The sequence below is a fragment of the Acidimicrobiales bacterium genome, assembly GCA_036378675.1.
Taxonomy (GTDB): Bacteria; Actinomycetota; Acidimicrobiia; order Acidimicrobiales; family Palsa-688; genus DASUWA01.
The window spans coordinates 23205-42543 of sequence record DASUWA010000002.1 but is presented as its reverse complement, the minus strand read 5'-3'; the positions used below and the strand labels follow the sequence as shown (position 1 = coordinate 42543).

22 protein-coding genes and 1 pseudogene are annotated in these 19339 nt (G+C 65.8%); 16 read left to right on the top strand and 7 right to left on the bottom strand.

Features of this window, described 5'->3' with window-relative positions:
- Positions 1–33 precede the first annotated feature (33 nt).
- Genes VFZ97_00755 through VFZ97_00740 form a run of 4 tightly spaced genes read left to right on the top strand, consistent with a single transcriptional unit; the run spans position 34 to position 3586 of the window.
- Entirely contained in the window at positions 34–1590 is a 1557-nt protein-coding gene (locus VFZ97_00755) for an acyl-CoA carboxylase subunit beta (GenBank protein HEX6391939.1), read from the top strand.
- Positions 1587–1778 carry a hypothetical protein gene (locus VFZ97_00750; protein HEX6391938.1) on the top strand — a complete coding sequence of 64 codons (192 nt, stop codon included), beginning with the start codon at positions 1587–1589 and terminating at the stop codon, positions 1776–1778. Before VFZ97_00755 ends, VFZ97_00750 begins: the two co-directional genes overlap by 4 nt.
- A gap of 53 nt (positions 1779–1831) precedes the next feature.
- Positions 1832–2953 (top strand): hypothetical protein, encoded by a 1122-nt coding sequence (locus VFZ97_00745; protein HEX6391937.1) that lies wholly within the window; start codon positions 1832–1834, stop codon positions 2951–2953.
- A gap of 27 nt (positions 2954–2980) precedes the next feature.
- Positions 2981–3586, top strand: coding sequence for an RNA polymerase sigma factor (locus VFZ97_00740; GenBank protein HEX6391936.1), 606 nt, complete (start codon positions 2981–2983; stop codon positions 3584–3586).
- A 64-nt stretch (positions 3587–3650) separates the two neighbouring features.
- Here VFZ97_00740 and VFZ97_00735 read toward each other — a convergent pair whose 3' ends face one another.
- A complete protein-coding gene (locus tag VFZ97_00735) occupies positions 3651–5633 on the bottom strand; it encodes a protein meaA (GenBank protein HEX6391935.1) in 1983 nt (660 codons plus the stop codon).
- A 180-nt stretch (positions 5634–5813) separates the two neighbouring features.
- Here VFZ97_00735 and VFZ97_00730 point away from each other — a divergent pair, with 180 nt between their 5' ends.
- Positions 5814–6494, top strand: coding sequence for a Type 1 glutamine amidotransferase-like domain-containing protein (locus VFZ97_00730; protein ID HEX6391934.1), 681 nt, complete (start codon positions 5814–5816; stop codon positions 6492–6494).
- 45 nt (positions 6495–6539) lie between these two features.
- Here VFZ97_00730 and VFZ97_00725 read toward each other — a convergent pair whose 3' ends face one another.
- Together VFZ97_00725 and VFZ97_00720 are read right to left on the bottom strand one after the other, a co-directional pair.
- Positions 6540–7094, bottom strand: coding sequence for a peptidylprolyl isomerase (locus VFZ97_00725; GenBank protein HEX6391933.1), 555 nt, complete (start codon positions 7092–7094; stop codon positions 6540–6542).
- 20 nt (positions 7095–7114) lie between these two features.
- A complete protein-coding gene (locus VFZ97_00720; protein ID HEX6391932.1) occupies positions 7115–8005 on the bottom strand; it encodes a peptidylprolyl isomerase in 891 nt (296 codons plus the stop codon).
- A gap of 77 nt (positions 8006–8082) precedes the next feature.
- On the opposite strand from VFZ97_00720, the gene VFZ97_00715 reads away from it, so the two are divergent.
- Together VFZ97_00715 and VFZ97_00710 are read left to right on the top strand one after the other, a co-directional pair.
- On the top strand, positions 8083–9300 hold the full coding sequence (locus VFZ97_00715) for an aspartate kinase (protein HEX6391931.1): 1218 nt from the start codon (positions 8083–8085) through the stop codon (positions 9298–9300).
- Position 9301: 1 nt separating this feature from the next.
- Positions 9302–10324 carry an aspartate-semialdehyde dehydrogenase gene (locus VFZ97_00710; GenBank protein HEX6391930.1) on the top strand — a complete coding sequence of 341 codons (1023 nt, stop codon included), beginning with the start codon at positions 9302–9304 and terminating at the stop codon, positions 10322–10324.
- Positions 10325–10413: 89 nt separating this feature from the next.
- On the opposite strand, the pseudogene VFZ97_00705 reads toward VFZ97_00710, so the two are convergent.
- Positions 10414–11028, bottom strand: a pseudogene (locus tag VFZ97_00705) (phosphatase PAP2 family protein).
- Between the two features lie 226 nt (positions 11029–11254).
- On the opposite strand from VFZ97_00705, the gene VFZ97_00700 reads away from it, so the two are divergent.
- The 4 genes from VFZ97_00700 to VFZ97_00685 are packed head-to-tail and all read left to right on the top strand — an operon-like array spanning position 11255 to position 14368.
- Entirely contained in the window at positions 11255–12031 is a 777-nt protein-coding gene (locus VFZ97_00700; protein HEX6391929.1) for an SDR family NAD(P)-dependent oxidoreductase, read from the top strand.
- Between the two features lie 5 nt (positions 12032–12036).
- Positions 12037–12804: a crotonase/enoyl-CoA hydratase family protein gene (locus VFZ97_00695; GenBank protein ID HEX6391928.1), complete on the top strand. Its 768-nt coding sequence runs from the start codon at positions 12037–12039 to the stop codon at positions 12802–12804.
- Between the two features lie 27 nt (positions 12805–12831).
- The gene (locus VFZ97_00690) at positions 12832–13503 is read left to right on the top strand and encodes a DsbA family protein (protein HEX6391927.1); all 672 of its coding nucleotides are present in this window, start codon (positions 12832–12834) and stop codon (positions 13501–13503) included.
- A 1-nt stretch (position 13504) separates the two neighbouring features.
- A complete protein-coding gene (locus VFZ97_00685) occupies positions 13505–14368 on the top strand; it encodes a maleylpyruvate isomerase family mycothiol-dependent enzyme (protein ID HEX6391926.1) in 864 nt (287 codons plus the stop codon).
- A 13-nt stretch (positions 14369–14381) separates the two neighbouring features.
- Here VFZ97_00685 and VFZ97_00680 read toward each other — a convergent pair whose 3' ends face one another.
- A complete protein-coding gene (locus VFZ97_00680; GenBank protein ID HEX6391925.1) occupies positions 14382–15173 on the bottom strand; it encodes an SDR family NAD(P)-dependent oxidoreductase in 792 nt (263 codons plus the stop codon).
- A gap of 47 nt (positions 15174–15220) precedes the next feature.
- Between VFZ97_00680 and VFZ97_00675 the strand changes: the two genes are divergently transcribed.
- The 5 genes from VFZ97_00675 to VFZ97_00655 are packed head-to-tail and all read left to right on the top strand — an operon-like array spanning position 15221 to position 17452.
- Entirely contained in the window at positions 15221–15721 is a 501-nt protein-coding gene (locus VFZ97_00675; GenBank protein ID HEX6391924.1) for a carbonic anhydrase, read from the top strand.
- Entirely contained in the window at positions 15718–16119 is a 402-nt protein-coding gene (crcB, locus tag VFZ97_00670; protein ID HEX6391923.1) for a fluoride efflux transporter CrcB, read from the top strand. Before VFZ97_00675 ends, crcB (VFZ97_00670) begins: the two co-directional genes overlap by 4 nt.
- The gene (locus VFZ97_00665) at positions 16119–16490 is read left to right on the top strand and encodes a DUF190 domain-containing protein (GenBank protein HEX6391922.1); all 372 of its coding nucleotides are present in this window, start codon (positions 16119–16121) and stop codon (positions 16488–16490) included. Before crcB (VFZ97_00670) ends, VFZ97_00665 begins: the two co-directional genes overlap by 1 nt.
- A 3-nt stretch (positions 16491–16493) precedes the next feature.
- Entirely contained in the window at positions 16494–16868 is a 375-nt protein-coding gene (gene crcB, locus VFZ97_00660) for a fluoride efflux transporter CrcB (protein HEX6391921.1), read from the top strand.
- 17 nt (positions 16869–16885) lie between these two features.
- Positions 16886–17452: a phosphohydrolase gene (locus VFZ97_00655; GenBank protein ID HEX6391920.1), complete on the top strand. Its 567-nt coding sequence runs from the start codon at positions 16886–16888 to the stop codon at positions 17450–17452.
- Between the two features lie 67 nt (positions 17453–17519).
- Here the strand turns inward: VFZ97_00655 and VFZ97_00650 are convergent, their stop codons facing one another.
- Together VFZ97_00650 and VFZ97_00645 are read right to left on the bottom strand one after the other, a co-directional pair.
- Positions 17520–17834 (bottom strand): hypothetical protein, encoded by a 315-nt coding sequence (locus VFZ97_00650; GenBank protein ID HEX6391919.1) that lies wholly within the window; start codon positions 17832–17834, stop codon positions 17520–17522.
- A gap of 289 nt (positions 17835–18123) precedes the next feature.
- A complete protein-coding gene (locus VFZ97_00645) occupies positions 18124–19323 on the bottom strand; it encodes a hypothetical protein (GenBank protein HEX6391918.1) in 1200 nt (399 codons plus the stop codon).
- Positions 19324–19339: the final 16 nt, after the last annotated feature.

Sequence of the window (19339 nt, the reverse complement as noted above, 5' to 3'; positions counted from 1 at the left end):
GCCGCGCAGCAGACCGGCGGTAGCCTTCAGCCGATGTCAGAGCACCCGATGACGGAACGCCTCGACGAGTTGGCCAGCCGCAAGGAGGCGGCTCTCCACGCGGGGTCTCCGCATGCGGTCGAGCGCCAGCACTCCAAGGGCAAGATGACCGCCCGGGAGCGCATCGACTACCTGGTGGACGAAGGCTCGTTTCAGGAGCTGGACATGCTCGCGCGCACCCGGGCGCCCGGGCTCCCTGACGAAAAGCGTCCGTATACGGACGGTGTGATCACCGGGTTCGGAACCGTCGACGGCCGGAAGGTGTGCCTGTTCTCGCAGGACTTCACCGTCAACGGCGGATCGCTCGGGGAAGTCTTCGGTGAAAAGGTCCACAAGATCATGGACCTCGCGGTGTCGCTCGGCGTGCCGATGGTGGGGATCAACGACGGTGGCGGCGCCAGGGTCCAAGAGGGAGTCGTGGGCCTGCATTACTTCGGGGGGATCTTCAAGCGGAACGTCGACGCGTCCGGCGTGATCCCACAGATCAGCGTGATCATGGGGTCGTGCGCGGGTGGCGCCGTCTACAGCCCGGCGATGACCGACTTCATCTTCATGGTGCGCGACACGTCGCAGATGTTCATCACCGGCCCGGACGTGGTGAAGACGGTCACGGGAGAGGAAGTCACCCTCGAGGAACTCGGTGGGGCCCTGACTCACGCGACCAAGTCCGGCGTCGCGGCCTTCGTCACGGCCGACGAGAAGAGCTGCCTGGACGAGGTGCGCTACCTGCTCAGCTTCCTGCCGGCAAACAACATGGAGGAGCCGCCACGCTTCGATTCCGGAGACGATCCGGAAAGGCCGACTCCGGAGCTTCGGGCGCTGATCCCTCCGAGCCCGAACCAGCCTTACGACATGAAGAAGGTCATCGCGGCTGTTGTCGACGATGGCGAGTTCTTCGAGTATCACGCCCTTTGGGCGATGAATCTGGTCTGTGGGTTCGGACGCATCGACGGTCACGTTGTGGGGATCGTCGGCAACCAGCCCCAGAACCTCGCCGGCGTTCTCGACATCGAGAGCTCGGAGAAGGGCGCGCGGTTCGTGCGTACCTGCGACTCGTTCAACATTCCGCTGGTGACGTTCGTGGACGTGCCCGGGTTCATGCCTGGAACCGACCAGGAGTACGGCGGAATCATCCGCCACGGCGCCAAGCTGCTGTACGCGTACTGCGAGTCCACCGTCCCTCGCATTCAGATCATCACCCGGAAGGCATACGGCGGGGCGTACGTCGTCATGAACTCAAAGTCGATCGGCGCCGATCTCGCGTTCGCGTGGCCATCCGCCGAGCTGGCGGTGATGGGCCCTCAGGGGGCGGTCGACATCGTCTACCGGCGAGAGCTGGCCACTTCGCCTGACCCGGCCGCCCGCCGTGCCCAGCTGGTCGAGGAGTACACCGAGAAGTTCGCCAACCCCTACCTCGCCGCCGAGCGGGGGTACGTGGACGACGTCATCGACCCTTCGGAGACGCGCAAGGTGCTTTCACGTTCCCTGGATCTTCTGCGTTCCAAGCGCGAGGAGCTGCCCAAACGCAAGCACGGAAACGTTCCCCTATGAGACCCGCGGATCCCTCGCCCGAGGAGCTCGCGGCCATCGTCGCCGCGGTGGAGATCGCTTGGCCGCGGCCGGTCGTTCACGTGCCTCAGGAACCGGAGCGCGCCAGCGCGTGGCGGTTTTCCGGCAGGTGGTGGTCGAAGCCGACCCCTGTCCGCCGGGACCGCCCCTGGTTGAACCGGGCTCGCTGAATAATTCGTCTGGTAACTACGCGTTTCAACACCCTCGAGGGTTTTAAGAGGGCATGGAACCAGTTGATCCGCGCATGGGTGGCCTTCTCGAAGGCGCCGGGTCGGGAGGCCCCGACGAGCTCAGGTCGATCGTCTCGCGGGCAGGTCGCCGGCGGGCCCGCGTCGCGGCCATCGCGGCCGGGCTGGCTCTAGGCGCCGGCGGCGGTATCGGTTACGGCGTCGCGTCGGCGACCGGGGGAGGGTCCGGCCAGCAGATCGTCGCGACCGCTCCGGTCTCGGGGCCGGTCAAGCGATCGGCTGGCAGTTCGGCGACGCCGGCGTTGGGCACGCCCGGGGCTGCCGGCCCGTCGGCCGCTGTTTTCCAGCCCTCCCAGTACAAGCGGCTCTTCACTCGCCAGGCCGGGTCGATCGATATCCGCGGCTTCCTCTTCACGTTCCCCAACCCGCTGCCCTACCAGGGGGCGGCGACGTGCGAGCTCGGCGGCAGCCGCTTCCAGGCCGAAGTGTCCACACCCAACATGGTCGGGATCGCCCAAGGGTTCTTGTACCAAAACTCGACCAGCGGCCCGGTCATCGCCACCCAGCCGTCCATCGTCGGCCAGGCCGAAGGCGACCCGACCCTGGTCGTGATCGCCGACACCGCACCCAATGTGACCCAGGTACGGATGCAGTTCACCGGCGGCTCAACCGACCAGATGGAACCAGTTCAGGGGTGGGCGGCCCTGGCGGCACCGTTCCCGGGTGGCACGTCTGGCCAGAGCACCACGTCCTACGGCACGCTCACCGCGTACGACCACGCCGGCCACGAGGTGGCGAGAGTCGATGTTGAGCTCGCGCCCAAGCCGGCGGCTCCGCTGTCCCCGGGGGTCGGGGCTCCCAGTGGGGGTTCGTCCGGCTCGGGTTCGTCGGGTTCGGGTTCGTCCGGGTCGGGTTCGTCCAGTTCTGGATCTGTGCACGCCGCCGGTGGGTCGGCGACAGTTGGTGGCGCTTCCACGCCGGGTCAGGGCAGCGTCGCCTATCCCTGCGTTTACGGGGGGCCGATTCCGACGCCGTCCACCCTCCCGCCGTGCCGACCCCTTACGACGGTCAGCGGTGGCGCCACCGCCTATGCCTGCCCGGCACTCCCGCCCGCCAAGAGCAACACATCTTCGCCGTCGCCGGGATCCGGCGGCTAGGTAGACCTGACTGCAACCATGGAGGCGGTGCAGGTCCGCCAGCCAGATGAGCCTGAGCCTGGGGACCCTCGTTCCCGGGGACCACAGGGGCAATCCGGCTACGAACCGGACGCGGCCTTCAGCGCGTCGCCGGACCTCCCGACGACCGACTTCGTCGTGTGTTATCAGCTGCACTACCGCCGGCTCGTTCGGGCCTTAGGGCTCGCCGGCGCGGATCCATCCACTGCCGAAGACGTGGCCCAGGAGGCTTTCGCCCGCGCCCTCGCTCACTGGCGGCGGATCCGCCGCGGTGCTAACCCTCCCGGCTACGTCTACACGACCGGCTTTCGCCTTCTCGCCAGGGGACGCCGCCGGCGAGAGAGGGAAGCGCTCCGGGACGAACCCGCTGCGTCGACCGCTTCTGTCACCGCCGGCACCGATCCGACCGCCGCCGTCGCCACCTCGTCGGTTGCGATCGGCACCGTGCTCGCCGCCATGGCGCCCCGCCGGCGGGCGTGCGCAGTCATGTGCCTCGTGGTCGGGCTGCCGGTCCGCGAAGCCGGTGAGGCACTCGGGATTGCCGATGGGACGGTGCGCAAGCATCTCGAAGAGGCGAGGAAGGAACTGGCCGTGCTTCTCGGGCCTGCGCCCTAATAACTCGGCTAACTCCGCGTTCGGCGTTCGGCGTTCGGCGCTCGGATTGGCGGGTTGGAATCCGCTACAGCAACGACGCCAGCTCCGCCACGATCCGCCCCAACTCGAAGTCCTTGGGTGTGTAGACGGCCGCAACCCCGGCAGCCTTGAGCGCCTCGCCGTCTTCGGGCGGGATGATCCCCCCGACGACGACCGGGATGTCGATGCCAGCGGCACTAAGCCGGTCCATCACCTCTTGCACTAGCTCCAGGTGGCTTCCCGACAAGATCGACAGCCCGATGAGGTCGACGTCTTCGTCGCGTGCCACCGCGGCGATCTGTTCGGGCGACTGACGGATCCCCTGGTACACGACTTCGAAGCCGGCGTCTCGCGCAGCGACCGCGATCTGCTCGGCCCCATTGCTGTGCCCGTCGAGTCCGGGCTTGGCGACGAGGAGGCGCGGGGGTCCGCCCATCTTCGAGGCTGCTACGCGGATCCTCTCCCGTGCAGCCTGGAAACCGGTGCCGCGACCGTCGTTGACGGCAGCCGCACTGCCCACTCCGGTCGGGGCGCGGTAGTCGCCCCACAGTGCCCGCAGTGTGTCCGCCCACTCCCCGGTCGTTCCGCCGGCGTGGGCCAGTTCGATGGTGGCGGGCATGAGGTTGTCGTTGCCTTCCGCGGCACGCTTCAGTCCATCGATCGCTGCCGCGACGCGCGCCACGTCCCTTTCGGACCGCCAGCGCTCGACGTCCGCGACCATCTCGGACTCGACCGCCGGATCGACACGCAATATCGATTCGTCGCCGCCGAGTGGGGACGTTTCGCTGGTGGTGAAGCGATTGACCCCCACGACCGGTTGATCACCCGACTCGATGCGGCGGGTGCGCTGCGATTGGCTCACAACGAGGGCCGACTTCATCAGGTCGATCGCCTCGAACGCCCCGCCTGCCGAGAGGACCTCGTCGAGCTCTGACCTGGCTGCGTCGATCAGTTCGTTCGTGCGCGCTTCGATCACGCGTGAACCTTCGAAGATGTCCCCGTATTCGAGAAGGTCGCTCTCGAAGGCGAGTATCTGCTGGATCCTCAGCGACCACTGCTGGTCCCATGGCTGCGGCAAGCCGAGCGCCTCGTTCCATGCCGGAAGCTGTATGGCCCGCGCTCTGGCGCCGCGTGCGAGAGTCACACCGAGAGCTTCGAGAGTTATGCGAGGGATGTTGTTTTCCGGTTGCTGCTCGGTCAGACCGAGCGAGTTGACCTGCACCCCGTACCGAAAACGTCGCAACGCCGGATCCTCAACCCCCCATCTCGACAAGCAGATCTCGTCCCACATCGAGGTGAACGCGCGCATCTTGCACACTTCCTCCACGAACCGGATACCGGCGTTGCAGAAAAATGAGATCCGTCCGACGACTGACGGGAGCTCGCCGGCAGTCAGCTGCCCAGAATCGCGGACCGCGTCGACAACAGCGATCGCCGTGGCGAGGGCGAAGGCGAGCTCCTGCACTGGAGTCGCCCCTGCCTCCTGCAGGTGATAGCTGCAGACGTTGATCGGGTTCCACCTGGGGAGGTTTCGGACCGACCAGGAGATCGTGTCGACCGTCAGCCGCCGGCTCGGGCCGGGCGGGAAGATGTAGGTGCCCCGCGAGAGGTACTCCTTGACGATGTCGTTCTGCACGGTGCCCGTCAACGACTGCCGGTCTACAGACGTGTCGTCGGCTCTTGCCACGTACAGGCCGAGCAGCCAGGCGGCGGTGGCGTTGATCGTCATCGACGTGTTCATCTCGCCGAGAGGGATCCCGTCCATCAGCTCGGCCATGTGCCCCTTGTGCACGACTGGGACTCCGACCTTGCCGACCTCTCCGCGGGCTTCGGGGGCGTCGGGGTCGTAGCCGGTCTGGGTTGGAAGGTCGAAGGCGACCGACAGCCCGGTCTGCCCCTTGGCGAGGTTGGTCCGGTACAGGTGGTTGGATGCCTTCGCGGTGGAATGTCCCGAATAGGTGCGCATCACCCAAGGGCGGTCGGGCGACGCGAGGCGCGCGCCGGACGTCGCATCGGTCGGATCGGGCATGGCTTGCCATTCTCCCATGCCACCGCCCTCCAATCTCTCAAGATTGGCTGGTGCCAGATCTCCTCAGGCCAGCTACAGTGACCATTGCGGAGAAGGGGTCTGCCACCCCCGCGGGAAGCGACGGGTGTGCCCTTGCCGGCGCACCCGTCATACCCGCTCAACCGCTACGTTGAGCGCCAGATGACGACTGAATCCTGCGGGCCCCTCGCACTGGTGGGCGGCGGCGAATGGAACCCGGGCTGCGAGTTCGACCGCGACCTCTGGGAAGGCGCCGGGCGTCCCGAGATCGTCGTGCTGCCTACGGCAGCAGCCTACGAGCACCCTCAGCGGGCCGTCGATCACGCCGCGGCGTGGTTTGCGGAGTTCGGCGCCAAGGTGACGCCGGCCATGGTGCTCTCCCGGTCGGATGCGCTGGATCAAGCCCAGGCCGATCTGGTCAGGAAGGGGACCTTCATCTACCTGTCCGGCGGATCGCCGATGCATCTCCGGTCGGTACTGAAGGACTCGCCGGTGTGGTCGGCTCTGGTCGAGGCGTGGAACGCGGGGGCCGTGGTCGCGGGCTCCTCGGCCGGCGCGATGGTGCTGTGCGACCCGATGGTCGACCCCCGTGGGGGCGCGCTGACCCTGGGCCTCGGCCTGGTCGGCCACCTCGCCGTCCTGCCCCACTACGACACGTGGTCGGAAGAGAAGGCTCACCGAACGGTGCAGCTCGCAACCGGACATTTGCGCATCGCGGCGATCGAGGAGCGCACCGCGCTGATCCGCGATCCGGACGGCTTGTGGCGTACCGCCGGCGCCGGCGAGGTCACCGTCTACGTGGACGGAAAGCCCGCCGGCCTACAGGTGCTCGCCAACCGCTGACCGGTTGGGGAAAGCCCCCCTGCCTAGACCCCTTCGCGCCGGAACCTATTCCGCCTCTGAGATCGTCACCGACTCGATTGTGACCCGCTCGGTCGGGGTGCCCGACTGAGTGCCCACTGCGTCGATCGCAGCGACAACGTCCAAGCCGGACACGACCTTTCCGAACAAGGAGTACTGCGGAGGCAGCCTCATTCCCGACGGTCCGCTTATCACGAAGAACTGACTCCCGTTGGTGTCCGGCCCGGCGTTGGCCATCGCCAGCGAGCCGAGCTCGTACCGCCCGGGTTGGGGCAGCTCGTCCGCGAACCTGTAGCCCGGCCCTCCCGTCCCCGTACCGGTCGGGTCGCCACCTTGCAGCACGAATCCGGGGATGATCCGATGGAACACGATGCCGTCGAAGTAGTGGTAGCGGGCCAGGAAAACGAAGTTGTTGACTGTCAGGGGGGCCGCCGCTGCATCGAGCGCCATGGACATGGTCCCCTTCGTAGTAACCATGCGGGCCGAGTAGCGCTTCGACCGGTCGATGCACATGGGCGGCGGACCGTCGAAGGCCTGCTGCTGGGGGCTCGAACCGTCAGGCTCAGGGCATGGAGTTGTCACATGTGCTCCTATCGCTGGGTTCAGGACTCGGCAAGCGAAATGGACATGATCTTGTGGTACTTCGCCGGCGTACCGCCCTGGGATCCGTCCGAATTGATCTTCTCGACGATATCGAGGCCTGAGGTCACCTGGCCGAAAACGCTGTAGTTCGGGGATAGCTGGGACCCTCCGCCTGGCACCACGATGAAGAACTGCGATCCGTTGGTGTTCGGTCCGCTGTTCGCCATCGCCACGGCGCCCGGCTTGTATGCGGTGTTGCTGGAGGGCAACTCGTCGGCGAAGGAGTACCCGGGTCCGCTCGTACCGGTCGCGGTCGGGTCGCCGACCTGGTTCATGAATCCGGGGATAACCCGGTGGAACACGATCCCGTCGTAGAAGTGGTAGCCGGCGAGGAAGACGAAGCTGTTCACCGTCGCCGGCGCGTACTTCGGTAGCAGCTGGATCGTGAAGTCGCCGGCGTCTGTCTTGACCGTCGCGGTGTAGGTCTTGCTGGAGTCGAGGCAGAACGGCGGGGCGGCCGAGAACTTGGTGTACCGGGGCGACGAGCCGTCGAGGTTCGGGAAGGGGACGTGAGCCGGGGCCGGAACGATCGAGACCGCGTTCCCCGAGGCTGGCGTCGCACCCGAGCCGGCGGCGCCCCCAGCCGGCTGGTCGCAAGCGGTGCTGATGGGGGGTGCCGACCGGGCGACCAACCCGTTGGTGCTGATTGCAGTGGTCGGTGTCGAAGTCCCGACCCTCTTCGAAGAACTTCCCTGGGTTCCGGTGTAGATCGCCAGGCCGATCGCGGCTGCGACGATGACGCCGATTATCACGCCGCGGCGCACGCGGCTGCGACGTTGTTGGGCGCGCTGCAATTCGGCCATGCGCACGGCACGTCCGGCGCGTTGTCGGGATCGTTTGTCGGAGGGCACGGCGGACAAAGGTAGCCGCCAGCAGCCCACCGAAACCCAGCGGGTCAGCGGGTAGGCCGCTGGTAGCCTGGAGAGTCGTGGCCCTGCTGGTAATGAAGTTTGGCGGCACTTCGGTCGGTGACGCCGAACGGATGCGCAACGTCGCGGACTACGTGGCCCGCAGCGTCAAGCGGGGCAATCAGGTCGTGGTCGCCGTCTCGGCGATGGGCAAGGAGACCGACGAGCTACTTCACCTCGCCGGCCAGGTCTCGGGCACCCGTCCCGGCCGCGAAATGGACATGCTGATCACTGCAGGTGAGCGCAAGGCAATGGCGCTGCTGTGCATGGCTCTTCACGATGCCGGCATTCCGGCCGACAGCTTCACCGGCAGCCAGGCGGGCATCATCACCGACACGGCGCACACCAAGGCGAAGATCGTCGACGTCCGCGCCGACCGGATCCGTGAAGCACTCGCACAGGGCAAGGTGCCTGTGGTCGGCGGAGCGCAAGGTGTTTCCACCGACCGGGATGTCACGTTCCTCGGCAGGGGCGGCACGGATACGACAGCAGTGGCTCTCGCCAAGGCGTTGCAAGCGCAGGCGTGCGAGATCTACACCGACGTGTCGGGCGTGTTCACCGCGGACCCCCGCGTCGTGCCCGAGGCACGCCGGCTCAAGAGGATCAGCTTCGAGGAGATGCTCGAGATGTGCGCGGCAGGCTGCCCGAAGCCTGCGATGCGCTCGGTCGAGTTCGCTCGCAACCATGGCGTTCCGCTGCACGTTCGCTCGGCGTTTACTTGGGAGCCTGGTACCTGGATCGAGGAGGAAGACCCCGAAATGGAGCAAGCCATCATCTCGGCTGTCGTCTCGGACAGCTCCGAGGCGAAGCTGACGGTTACAGGGGTTCCGGACCGGCCCGGCATCGCGGCGAGGTTGTTCAGAGCGCTGGCAGATCGCTCGATAAACGTCGACATGATCGAGCAGAACGTCTCCCTTGCGGGCACGACCGACATCTCGTTCACGGTGCCGCACGAAGACCTCGAAGCGGCGAGCGAGGTCTGCCGGGGCCTTCAGTCGGAGATCGGGGCCCACGACATTCTGGCCGACCCCGATGTGGCAACAGTTTCGATCATCGGCGCCGGAATGAAAACCCACCCCGGTGTTTCCGCGACGATGTTCGAGGTCCTTGCGGGAGAAGGCATCAACATCGAAATGATTTCGACGTCGTCGATCCGGCTGACCTGCGTTGTGCGCGCTGACCTTGCGGAGAAGGCGATTGTCGCGCTGCATCGTGCCTTCAAGCTCGAGGGCGAGTGAGATGCTGACCGTCGGTGTCTACGGGGCGACGGGCCAAGTCGGCGCGGTGATGCGCGCCGTGCTTGAACAGCGCCGGTTCCCTCACGACAAGCTCCGGTTGTTCGCCAGCGCCCGGTCGGCGGGCCGCGAGATCGAGGGCATCGAAGTCGAGGACGTGGCGAAAGCCGACAGCCGCGGCGTTGACGTCGCACTCTTCTCCATGGGTGCGTCCGCGTCCCGAGACTTCGCGGAAAAAGTCGCCGCCGCCGGTGCCATAGTCGTCGACAACAGCTCAGCGTGGCGCATGGACCCCGAATGCCCGCTTGTCGTTCCGGAGGTCAACGCAAACGAGCTAGACCGAATCCCCAAAAGAATCGTCGCCAACCCCAACTGCACAACGATGGTGTGCATGCCGCCGCTCGCCGTGTTGCACGAAGAAGCAGGGCTCCGTCGAGTCGTCGCTTCGACGTACCAGGCGGTGTCGGGAGCCGGGCTGGCGGGGACGGCCGAACTCGACGAGCAGATTCGAGCCCTGTGGGAGAAGTCGACCGCGCTCGCGCTCGATGGCTCGGCGTTGACCTATCCCCCGGCGAAGTCGTTCCCGGGTCCGGTCGCGTTCAACGTCCTTCCCCACGCCGGAACCTTCGACGGTAACGAGACAGCTGAAGAGCTCAAGTTCCGCAACGAGAGCCGGAAGATACTCCGCATCCCGGACTTGGCGGTCTCCGTGACGTGTGTTCGGGTGCCGGTGTACACCGGCCACTCGTTGTCGTTGAACCTGACCTTCGACCGTCCGATCAACGCAGATCGGGCGCTCGAGCTGCTGCGAGGTGCGGTGGGCGTGGAGGTCGTGGACGTGCCCACGCCGCTGTTGTCCGCCGGCGGCGACACCTGCCTGGTCGGGCGGGTGCGGCAGGACTACAGCGACCCATCGGGCTGCGGGCTGACGATGTTCGTTTCGGGCGACAACCTGCGCAAGGGCGCGGCGCTCAACGCCGTGCAGATCGCTGAAGCATTGCTCGAACGAGGAGTCATCGCCGCATAGGCGGCCGGTGCCGCAACCTGAATCGTTGGGCGCCTGGCCAACCTCGGCAGCGCGCGCGTGGCGACGACGTATACGCCGGCGCTGACCGGAAGCAGCGCCGCGGCAACCATGCCGTCGAGCCACCAATGGTTTGCCGTGGCCACAACGGCAAACACTGTTGCCGCCGGGTGCGCGACGATCAGCCACCGCCATCGGCTCTTGCTCACGACTATCACCGCGACGGCGATAAAGACCGCCCACCCGACGTGCACCGATGGCATCGCTGCGAGCTGCGTCGCATCACCGATACCTCCGGGTGCGTACACCGATTCCCTATAGCGCATCGCGGTGTCGACGAATCCCAGGCCGGGCATGAGCCGCGGCGGCGCAACCGGGATCATTTGGATGAGAAGGCACCCCCCGGTGAGGATCGCACCGATCGTCCGCCACTTCGCGTACTCGTCGCGGTGGCGGAAATAGAGCCACAACAGAAAACCGATCAGCGCGGGCACGTGCACGATGTCGTAGAAACCATTCAGGGCTTCGACCAGGTGCGGGTAGGACAACACCAGGCCCTGAATGTCAACCTCGCTCGGCAAGTGCATGGCTCGTTCCGCGTTCCAAACCCACCGGCCGTTGCTTACGGCGCCGGCGACGTGATTTACAGCGAGGCTGCCGCCTTCCTGCCACAGGGCGTACAGACCGAGGACGATCGCGGTTTCCACCGCAAGATCGGATCGCTTAGGTGCACGCTGCGCGGCACGCAGGGTCACCCCTGCGACGAGGAGGCATGCGGCCACGGCTGCGGCCCAGGTCCAGGGGACTAGCACCGGCCTCAGAAACTACCCCTGGCGACTCCCCGGCGACCTTCTCGCCCAAACGAGTGTACGGAAGGAGGGTGGAGCACCCGGAGTTGTTAAATCCGTCTGGCCCTGACCTAGCCTGCGCGTTATGGACATCAACGGAGTGTCAGCGATCGTCACCGGCGGGGCGTCGGGTCTGGGCGAGGCGACCGTCCGGCTGCTAGCCGAGCGGGGCGCACGGTGTGTAGTGCTGGATATGAACGACTCCCGAGGCGAGCAGCTCGCCAAGGAGGTCGAGGGGATCTTCGTTCACGCCGACGTCACCAACTCCGACGAGGTCATCGCCGCAGTGGAGGCAGCGAAGGACATGGGTCCGCTCCGCGCCCTCATCAACTGCGCCGGCGTCGGGTGGGCGATGAGGACGATCGGCAAGGACGGTAGCTACGACTCGGCGCACAACCTGGACGCCTTCACCAAGGTGCTTTCGATCAACCTGATCGGGACGTTCAACTGCATCCGACTGGCTGCGACGGCGATGAGCCAGACCGAGCCGCTGGCCGACGGTGAGCGCGGCGCCATCGTCAACACGGCTTCGCTTGCGGCCTTCGACGGCCAGATCGGCCAGGCCGCCTATTCGGCGTCGAAGGGGGGCGTTGTTGGGATGACCCTGCCGATCGCGAGAGATCTGAGCGTGGTCGGAATCCGGGTGAACACGATCGCCCCCGGTCTCATCGACACCCCGATCTACGGCTCGGGCGACGCCTCGGAGGCCTTCAAGGAGAAGCTGAAGAGAGACGTCGTTTTCCCGGACAGGCTCGGCCACCCCGACGAATTCGCCAGTCTGGCAGTGGAGCTCGTTACCAACAGCTACATGAACGGGGAAACCATCCGCATCGACGGCGCCGCGCGCCTCCAGCCGAAGTAGGCACGATGGCGACGATCGACTACACAACCGACGGCCACGTTGCCATTATCACTATCAACCGCCCCGAGGCCCGAAACGCTGTAAACGGCGAAGTGGCACGAGGAGTAGAAGAGGCGATCGATAATCTCGAGGGTGACGACTCTTTGTGGCTGGGCATATTGACCGGGGTTCCGCCGGTGTTCTCTGCGGGAGCCGACCTCAAGGAGATCAACGCTGGTCGCGCGGGGGATCTGCAGACAAAGCGAGGCGGTTTCGCGGGGATCACCCGACGAGAAAGGAGCAAGCCGATCATCGCGGCCGTCGACGGGCCGGCTCTCGCCGGCGGAACCGAGATCACCCTCGCATGCGACCTCATCGTCGCCTCCAAGACGGCGCAGTTCGGAATTCCGGAGGTCAAGCGATCCTTGGTCGCCGCCGGCGGCGGACTCTTCCGACTTCCGAGGAAGCTTCCTTTCAACATCGCAATGGAGCTCACCCTCACCGGCGACCCTATCGACGCGGAACGGGCCCACAACTTCGGCCTGGTCAACGTGCTCTGCGAGCCCGGTGAAGCGCTCGCCAAGGCAAAGGAACTCGCCAAGCGCGTCGAGGCCAATGCTCCGGTCGCTGTGCGGGAGTCGCGCAAGGTGGTCTACGCGGCGATGACGGAGGACGAGGACTCTGGCTGGAGCCTGTCCGCCAAGGCGATGGCCGTGGCCATGAGCAGTGAGGACATGAAGGAAGGCCTCACCGCGTTCATCGAGAAGCGGCCTCCGAACTGGTCGGGAAAATGAACCGGACTCGGGCGTAGGGTCTCGCTCATGACCCAGGTTGACTTCCACTTTGACGTGATGTGCCCGTGGGCGTACCAGACGAGCAAGTGGATCCGAGAGGCCTCCAGGGTTCGCGACATCGACATCCGGTGGCGCTTCTTCTCGCTCGAAGAAGTCAACCGAGAGGACGGCAAGAAACACCCCTGGGAGCGGCCTTGGTCTTACGGGTGGTCGATGCTTCGGGTCGCTGCCATGCTTCGCCGCCGTCCCGACGGCAACGCGGCGGTCGACCGGTTCTATGCGGACGCCGGCTGGGCCCTTCACGAGGACGGGCTGAAGGTGCACACCCCGGACGGGGTCGCAGCAGTTCTCGAAGCCGAGGGGCTCGACCCGGGGATCGTTGAAGCGGCCATCGCCGATGAGACCACGAACGACGACGTGCGCGCCGATCACGACGCGGTTCTGGCTCTCGGCGGTTACGGCGTCCCCACCTTGCTGCTGGACGGCCGGACCACTCTGTACGGGCCGGTCGTCACCCCCGCGCCGAGCGGTGAAGAGGCGGGCCGGCTATGGGACCTCGTGGCGGGATGGGCCGAATTCCCGCACCTTTACGAGCTCCGGCGCCCCAAGACGGCTGTCGACTGGGAGCACATCCAAACGAGCTTCACTCCCTATTTGGACGCCCGCGACTGGCGCACCATCGAAAGGCCGGTGGCCTGAAATGCCAAGCAGCCCCAGCAACTGCGCCCCGGGGATCGCAGCAGCCAGCCGCGCGGCGGACCTGACCTCCCAGCTCGAGGAGGTCTGGAGGGAGCTAGCCGAACTTGGTGCTCGACTCGACGACTCCAACTGGCACACCATCACGCCCTGCCCGGGTTGGGATGTTGCGGCGCAGTACGCCCACTTGGTCGGTACCGAGTCGATGCTTCTGGGGCGTGCCAATCCCGAGGTCGAACCCGGAAAGGGAGATCACGTCCGCAACGACATTGGAGGATTCAACGAGGTCTGGGTGGTCGCCCTGTCCGGATGTCCCCGAGAGGAGGTGCTCGCCCAGTTCCAGGAGGTCATCGCGGAGCGAACCAAGGCGTTGAGGGCAATGAGCGAGGAAGATTTCACAGAGCCGTCCTGGACGCCGGTGGGAAAGGCGGATTACCGGCGCTTCATGCAGATCCGGGTGTTCGACTGCTGGATGCACGAGCAGGACATCCGTGACTCGGTCGGCCAACCCGGCCACGAGACTGGTCCCGTTGCGGAGCAGTCGATCGACGAGATCGTCCGCGCCCTCGGTTTCGTCGTGGGCAAGAAGGCCGGCCTTCCGGCGGATTCGACGGTCAGCTTCCGGCTTACCGGTCCGGTCCACAGGAATTTGGACGTCGCTGTGGTCGAAGGACGAGCGAGGGTCGTCCCATCGCTCGACGCCGCCCCCACGGTGAGCTTGTCCCTGTCATCGGGAGCCTTCACCCGGTTGGCGGGCGGACGGGTCGAGCCGGCGACCGTCCTCGGCGGGGCATTGGGCGGCGTCGGCATGGAAGGCGACCGCGAGCTCGGCGAGAAGGTGGTCTCCAACTTCGCGTTCACCATCTGACACGACCGTTGAGTCAACGCTTCGAGCGGTGCGCTTCGAGGACCTGGTCCGACAGCCCCACTCCGATCCTCGCTTGAATGTTTGCCGCGAGCGCGGGTGTGATGGAACCGATGAGCGCGCCGGCCTTTACCCCTAGAGGCGCGACATCGATTTCGGCCTTGTTCGATCGAATCGCCTTGATCACGCTCGCGGCGACCGCCTCTGGCGAGACGGTACCCATCCCGAACGGCGGTTTTGCTCCAGTTTCGGCGTACATTCCCGCATCGCGTACGAATCCGGGAAAGATGACCGAGCACCCGATCCCGCTGCCGGCCAGGTCCGCGCGGAGCGATCCCGCGAAACCGCGCAGCCCGAACTTGGTCGCCGAGTACAGGGCAGCCCCTTTCGAGGGGACCTTTCCGGCGAGCGACGATATGTAGACGAAGTGACCGGATCCGCGTTCCTTGAAGCTGGGAAGCAGCGCCGTAGTCATCGCGATCGGACTGGCAAAGTTGACCTCGAGCGCTCGGTACACCTGCTCTTGGGTCCATTCGGCGAGGTCCCCGTCTGCGGGGACGGCTGCGTTCGCCACAAGCACGTCGACCCTCCCGGCTTCTTGAAGGATGCGGGCGCTGTCCTCGCGTACTGCGAGATCCGCGACGATCGCCTCGCCACCGACCTCGGAGGCAATATCGGCGAGGGCTTCCGACTTCCTCCCGGTCAAGACCAGTTCGGCGCCCTCTCCCCGTAGCGCACGGGCGATTGCGCTGCCGAGCCCTCCGTACGCACCGGTCACCAGCACACGAGCCCCAGCCAGTCGAGTCATGGGTTGAAGATCGCGCCGGATATCGCAGGTTTGCAAGGCTGGGCGCCGTGTTCGACGACCTACTAGCTGCCAACCGACGCTACGCCGCCGAATTCTCGCTGAAGGACCTGCCTGTGCCCGCGGCCAGAGGTTTCGGCCTGATCACGTGCATGGACACCCGGATCGATCCTCTGGCGATTCTCGGGCTACGGGTGGGTGACGCCAAGATCCTGCGGAACGCCGGCGGCCGGGTGACGCCCGACGTGTTGAGGTCGATGACGCTGGCCACATCGCTTCTCGAGGTGACCCACATAGCAGTGATGCACCACACCGGCTGTGCGCTCGCGGGGAAGACGGACGCCGAGGTGTTCGAAAGCCTGCCGGAGCAACAGCGTGAGCACCTTTTCGGCGTCGACTTCCTCGCCATGCCTGACCCGGACACGGCCCTCGAGGAGGATGTTCGCATCCTCCGATCCTGGTCCGGAATGCCGGCCAGCATCGCTGTCGAGGGCTGGCGGTACGACGTCCACACCGGCAGGGTCGCCAGATTGATCGACAAGTCCCATTGAAGGCGCACAGGTTCGGCGCGGGGCTGGTCGCCGCGATCGCGTTCGGTGGAGCCGCCGGAACCGTTGCTCGCGCCGCGGTCGAGGAGGCCTGGCAGACCGGCGCTACAGACTTCCCGTGGGCGACGTTCGTGGTAAACCTCGCCGGGTCACTTCTGCTGGGCCTGCTGGTTGCCGGGCTCGAGCGGTCCGCTCCGTCTCGCTACCCGAGAGCTCTGCTGGGCACCGGTTTCTGCGGAGGCTTCACCACGTTCTCGACGTTCTCGGTCGAGACCGACTCACTGGTTCGGGCAGGTCGATCCGGGATCGCTGTCGTGTACGCCATCGTTTCAACCGCGGGAGGATTGCTTGCACTCTGGGTTGGTGCAAGGTTCGCCCGACTCCGGAGAAGGGAGGTCTGATGGAGCTGTCAGGTCCCGCCAAGCGGCTGACGATCGTGGTCGGGGAGCAGGATCGAGCCGGACACCACTCGCTGGCCACCGAGATCGTTCACCGTGCGCACGCCGCGGGCATCGCAGGAGCAACCGTGATTCGCGGCGTGGAAGGATTCGGCAAGTCGAACCACATCCACACGACGAGGATCCTTTCACTGTCCGACGACCTGCCGCTTGCGGTTGTCATTGTCGACACCGCCGAAGCAGTGGAGCGCTTCGTCGAGTCGGTTCTCCCGCTTGTAGAAGGGGGGTTGGTCACGGTCGAGGACGTGGACGTTCGGCACTACTCGCGGCATCCAACCGACGCGGGCGAAGACGGATCCGCGGATCGGGGCTGAGCGTTGTCGTGGTGGGAGTGGTTGCTGATAGCCGCGGCCGGCGCCCTGGGAGCGCCACTCCGCTACGTGATCGACTCCTTGATCAGCGATCGAGCGGGTGGTGTGTTCCCCGTCGGCACAATGGCGGTGAACCTCTCGGGGTCCTTCTTGCTGGGAGTCCTCACCGGGCTTGTCCTCTATCACGGTTTCGGAGACATCCCCAAGCGAGTAGTGGGGACCGGCCTGCTCGGTGCTTACACCACCTTCTCCACGTTCAGCCTGGAGACCGTCGCACTGGCAGAAGCCGGGGAATCGGGCCTCGCTGTCAGGAACGCGGTGTACAGCGTCCTCGCGGGATCGCTCGCCGCAGCTGCCGGCTGGGGCCTGGCAGCGCTGTGAGCGGTACGCTTCGGGGTATGACGACGCACGCGCCTCGAGCCGCCTTCAAGACCTTCGAGGAGTCCACCGCCGAGGACTGGGCGCTGATCTCCCCGCAGTTGAACATCACGCAAAGCTTCGTGCCGGACCGGGTGATCGGCCTTCTCCGCGACCTCAAGTCCGACCACGGCGGGTTCCCCGTTGACCGCTTGGAGCATTCGCTCCAGACCGCCACCCGTGCACAGCGGGATGGCCGCGACGACGAGTACGTGCTCTGCGCGCTGATTCACGACATCGGGGACACACTCTCGCCGTTCAACCATCCCTCCATCGCGGCCGGAATACTGAAGCCCTTCGTGTCTGAAGCAAACCACTGGATGGTGGAGCAGCACGGCATCTTCCAGGGCTACTACTTCTGGCAGCACATCGGTCTGGACCGCAACACGCGCGAGGCTTACAGGGATTCGCCCTACTTCGAATACACCGAGGAGTTCTGCGCGAAGTACGACCAGACCGCGTTCGACTCCGACTACAAGAGCGAGCCGCTCGAGCACTTCGAGCCGCTCATCCGATCGAAGCTGGTCACCACGGTCCCGGCGCAGTAAACGAGACGCGGCGGGGTGGACCCGTCGGGGGCAAGCAGGCTCACCCGAACCGAACTAGAATATTTTTCTAATGACGGCGGGGCCCGATCGCCGGCGCAGGACGGCTGTACGTCGAAGCGAGATTCTCAACGCGGCTCTCGAAACCGTCGTTGAGGTTGGCGAGTCCGGAAGCTACGTGGAGGAAGTGTGCCGGCGAGCATCCGTCAGTGTCGGCACCCTTTACCACCACTTCGGTTCTAAGGACCAGCTGATCGCAACGCTCCACTACAGCGTCCTGAATGACTATCAGCGAGGCGCCGGAGCGATCCTCGCCGCGGACCCACCCGCGGAGCGCGGGATCAAGGAGACGGTGGACTACCACCTGCGGTGGCTTCTGAGACACCGGCGTCAGGCGATGTTCCTGTTGCGACAACCGTTCGCCGGTTACCGGTCGGCAGACTTGCCATCCGATCTGCTCGAAGAGAACGAGGCTTTCTTGTCGGTAGTGCGGTCCTGGTTAGACCGCAGAATGTCGGAAGGAACGGTTCGACCCCTGCCGTTCGAATTGGTGGTCGCCCTACTGATAGGCCCGGTGCACCACTGGGCTCGCTCGACGTTGTTCCACGGCACTCATTCGCCGGCGAGCATAAAGGCGGCCTCCGAAGCGATCGCCGAGGGGGTGTGGCAGGCGCTCAGACCAACTGGTCCTCGATCTCCTCGCCCATCAGGAACGCGCCATACGAAGTCAGTGCCTGGTCGGACCCGTTGACCACGTGGTGTCCACCGGCCTGAGCATCGCGCCACAGGCGCTGGATCGGGCTCTTAAGGGACAAGCCGCGCCCGCCCGCCAGAGAGAAGATTGAGTTGGCGGCGTCGATAGCCCTCTTGGTCGCCATCACCTGATCCCGCCTGGCCCGGGCCCTCACTTCGAGCGGCGCCTGCTGCCCTTCAATCGCGTAGGCGTAGACGTCGCCGAGGTTGTCGAGCATCTGCACTCTCGCCGCGTCGATCTCCGCCGAAGACTCCGCGAGCCTCGCCATGCTCACCGCCGGCCAGATTCGTTTGGCGTCGAACGGGCTCGCGGCCGGCCCCGGTGGGATGTACCCGCTGACCCGGCTCTTGACCAGGGCCACGGATTCGTCGAGCATCCCTTTGGCCATTCCGACGAGGGGCGCACTCACCGCGTTGAGGAACATGGATCCCCAGGGCACCCGAAAGAGCGGGGCAGTGTTGACCTCGACCCCCGGGCATCGGTGCGCCTTCAGGTCCGGCCAGCTCATGCTGTGGGTATCGGGGACGAATGAGTCGTCTACGACTATGTCGTTGCTTCCTGAGCCGGACAGCCCGGCGACGTGCCAGACGTCGACGATCTCGTAGTCGGCGCGGGGGAGAAGGAAATGGCGCATCTCGACCGGTTTGCCGTCGCCGTCGTAGACGAACCCACCGACGAACACCCAGCGGGCGTGCTCGCATCCCGACGAGAAGGACCACCGACCGGTCAGTCGAAAACCCCCTTCGACAGGCGTCGCCTTGCCGACGTAGTTGTACGAAGAGCTGATCCATGTGTCCTGGTCGTCGCCCCAGACCTCCGCCTGGACCGAATCGGCGTACAGGCCGATGTGCCAGTTGTGAACACCAACGACCCCAAGAACCCAACCTGCGGCGCCGTCGAACTGGGAGGCGATCATCATCGCCTCGACGAAGACCCTCGGGTCCGCTTCGAGCCCTCCGTAGCGGGCCGGCTGGGCCAGGCGCATGACGCCCGTCTCGCGCAGGATCTTGGCCGACTTGTCGGACAGGCGACGCTCCTCCGCGTTGACGGCTGCCTCAGCCTTCAGCTCGGGCCCAGCAGCCCTCAAGGCGTCGATAGCCGGATGAGTGAACTCACGCATAGTCGAATATTTTTCT

What these genes read in the sequence shown, in the direction of transcription:
- VFZ97_00755 (HEX6391939.1), top strand. Translation starts at nt 34, where the DNA reads ATGTCAGAGCACCCGATGACGGAACGCCTCGACGAGTTGGCCAGCCGC.
- VFZ97_00750 (HEX6391938.1), top strand. Translation starts at nt 1,587, where the DNA reads ATGAGACCCGCGGATCCCTCGCCCGAGGAGCTCGCGGCCATCGTCGCC.
- VFZ97_00745 (HEX6391937.1), top strand. Translation starts at nt 1,832, where the DNA reads ATGGAACCAGTTGATCCGCGCATGGGTGGCCTTCTCGAAGGCGCCGGG.
- VFZ97_00735 (HEX6391935.1), bottom strand. Translation starts at nt 5,633, where the DNA reads ATGCCCGATCCGACCGATGCGACGTCCGGCGCGCGCCTCGCGTCGCCC.
- VFZ97_00730 (HEX6391934.1), top strand. Translation starts at nt 5,814, where the DNA reads ATGACGACTGAATCCTGCGGGCCCCTCGCACTGGTGGGCGGCGGCGAA.
- VFZ97_00710 (HEX6391930.1), top strand. Translation starts at nt 9,302, where the DNA reads ATGCTGACCGTCGGTGTCTACGGGGCGACGGGCCAAGTCGGCGCGGTG.
- VFZ97_00700 (HEX6391929.1), top strand. Translation starts at nt 11,255, where the DNA reads ATGGACATCAACGGAGTGTCAGCGATCGTCACCGGCGGGGCGTCGGGT.
- VFZ97_00695 (HEX6391928.1), top strand. Translation starts at nt 12,037, where the DNA reads ATGGCGACGATCGACTACACAACCGACGGCCACGTTGCCATTATCACT.
- VFZ97_00690 (HEX6391927.1), top strand. Translation starts at nt 12,832, where the DNA reads ATGACCCAGGTTGACTTCCACTTTGACGTGATGTGCCCGTGGGCGTAC.
- VFZ97_00685 (HEX6391926.1), top strand. Translation starts at nt 13,505, where the DNA reads ATGCCAAGCAGCCCCAGCAACTGCGCCCCGGGGATCGCAGCAGCCAGC.
- VFZ97_00680 (HEX6391925.1), bottom strand. Translation starts at nt 15,173, where the DNA reads ATGACTCGACTGGCTGGGGCTCGTGTGCTGGTGACCGGTGCGTACGGA.
- VFZ97_00665 (HEX6391922.1), top strand. Translation starts at nt 16,119, where the DNA reads ATGGAGCTGTCAGGTCCCGCCAAGCGGCTGACGATCGTGGTCGGGGAG.
- VFZ97_00655 (HEX6391920.1), top strand. Translation starts at nt 16,886, where the DNA reads ATGACGACGCACGCGCCTCGAGCCGCCTTCAAGACCTTCGAGGAGTCC.
- VFZ97_00645 (HEX6391918.1), bottom strand. Translation starts at nt 19,323, where the DNA reads ATGCGTGAGTTCACTCATCCGGCTATCGACGCCTTGAGGGCTGCTGGG.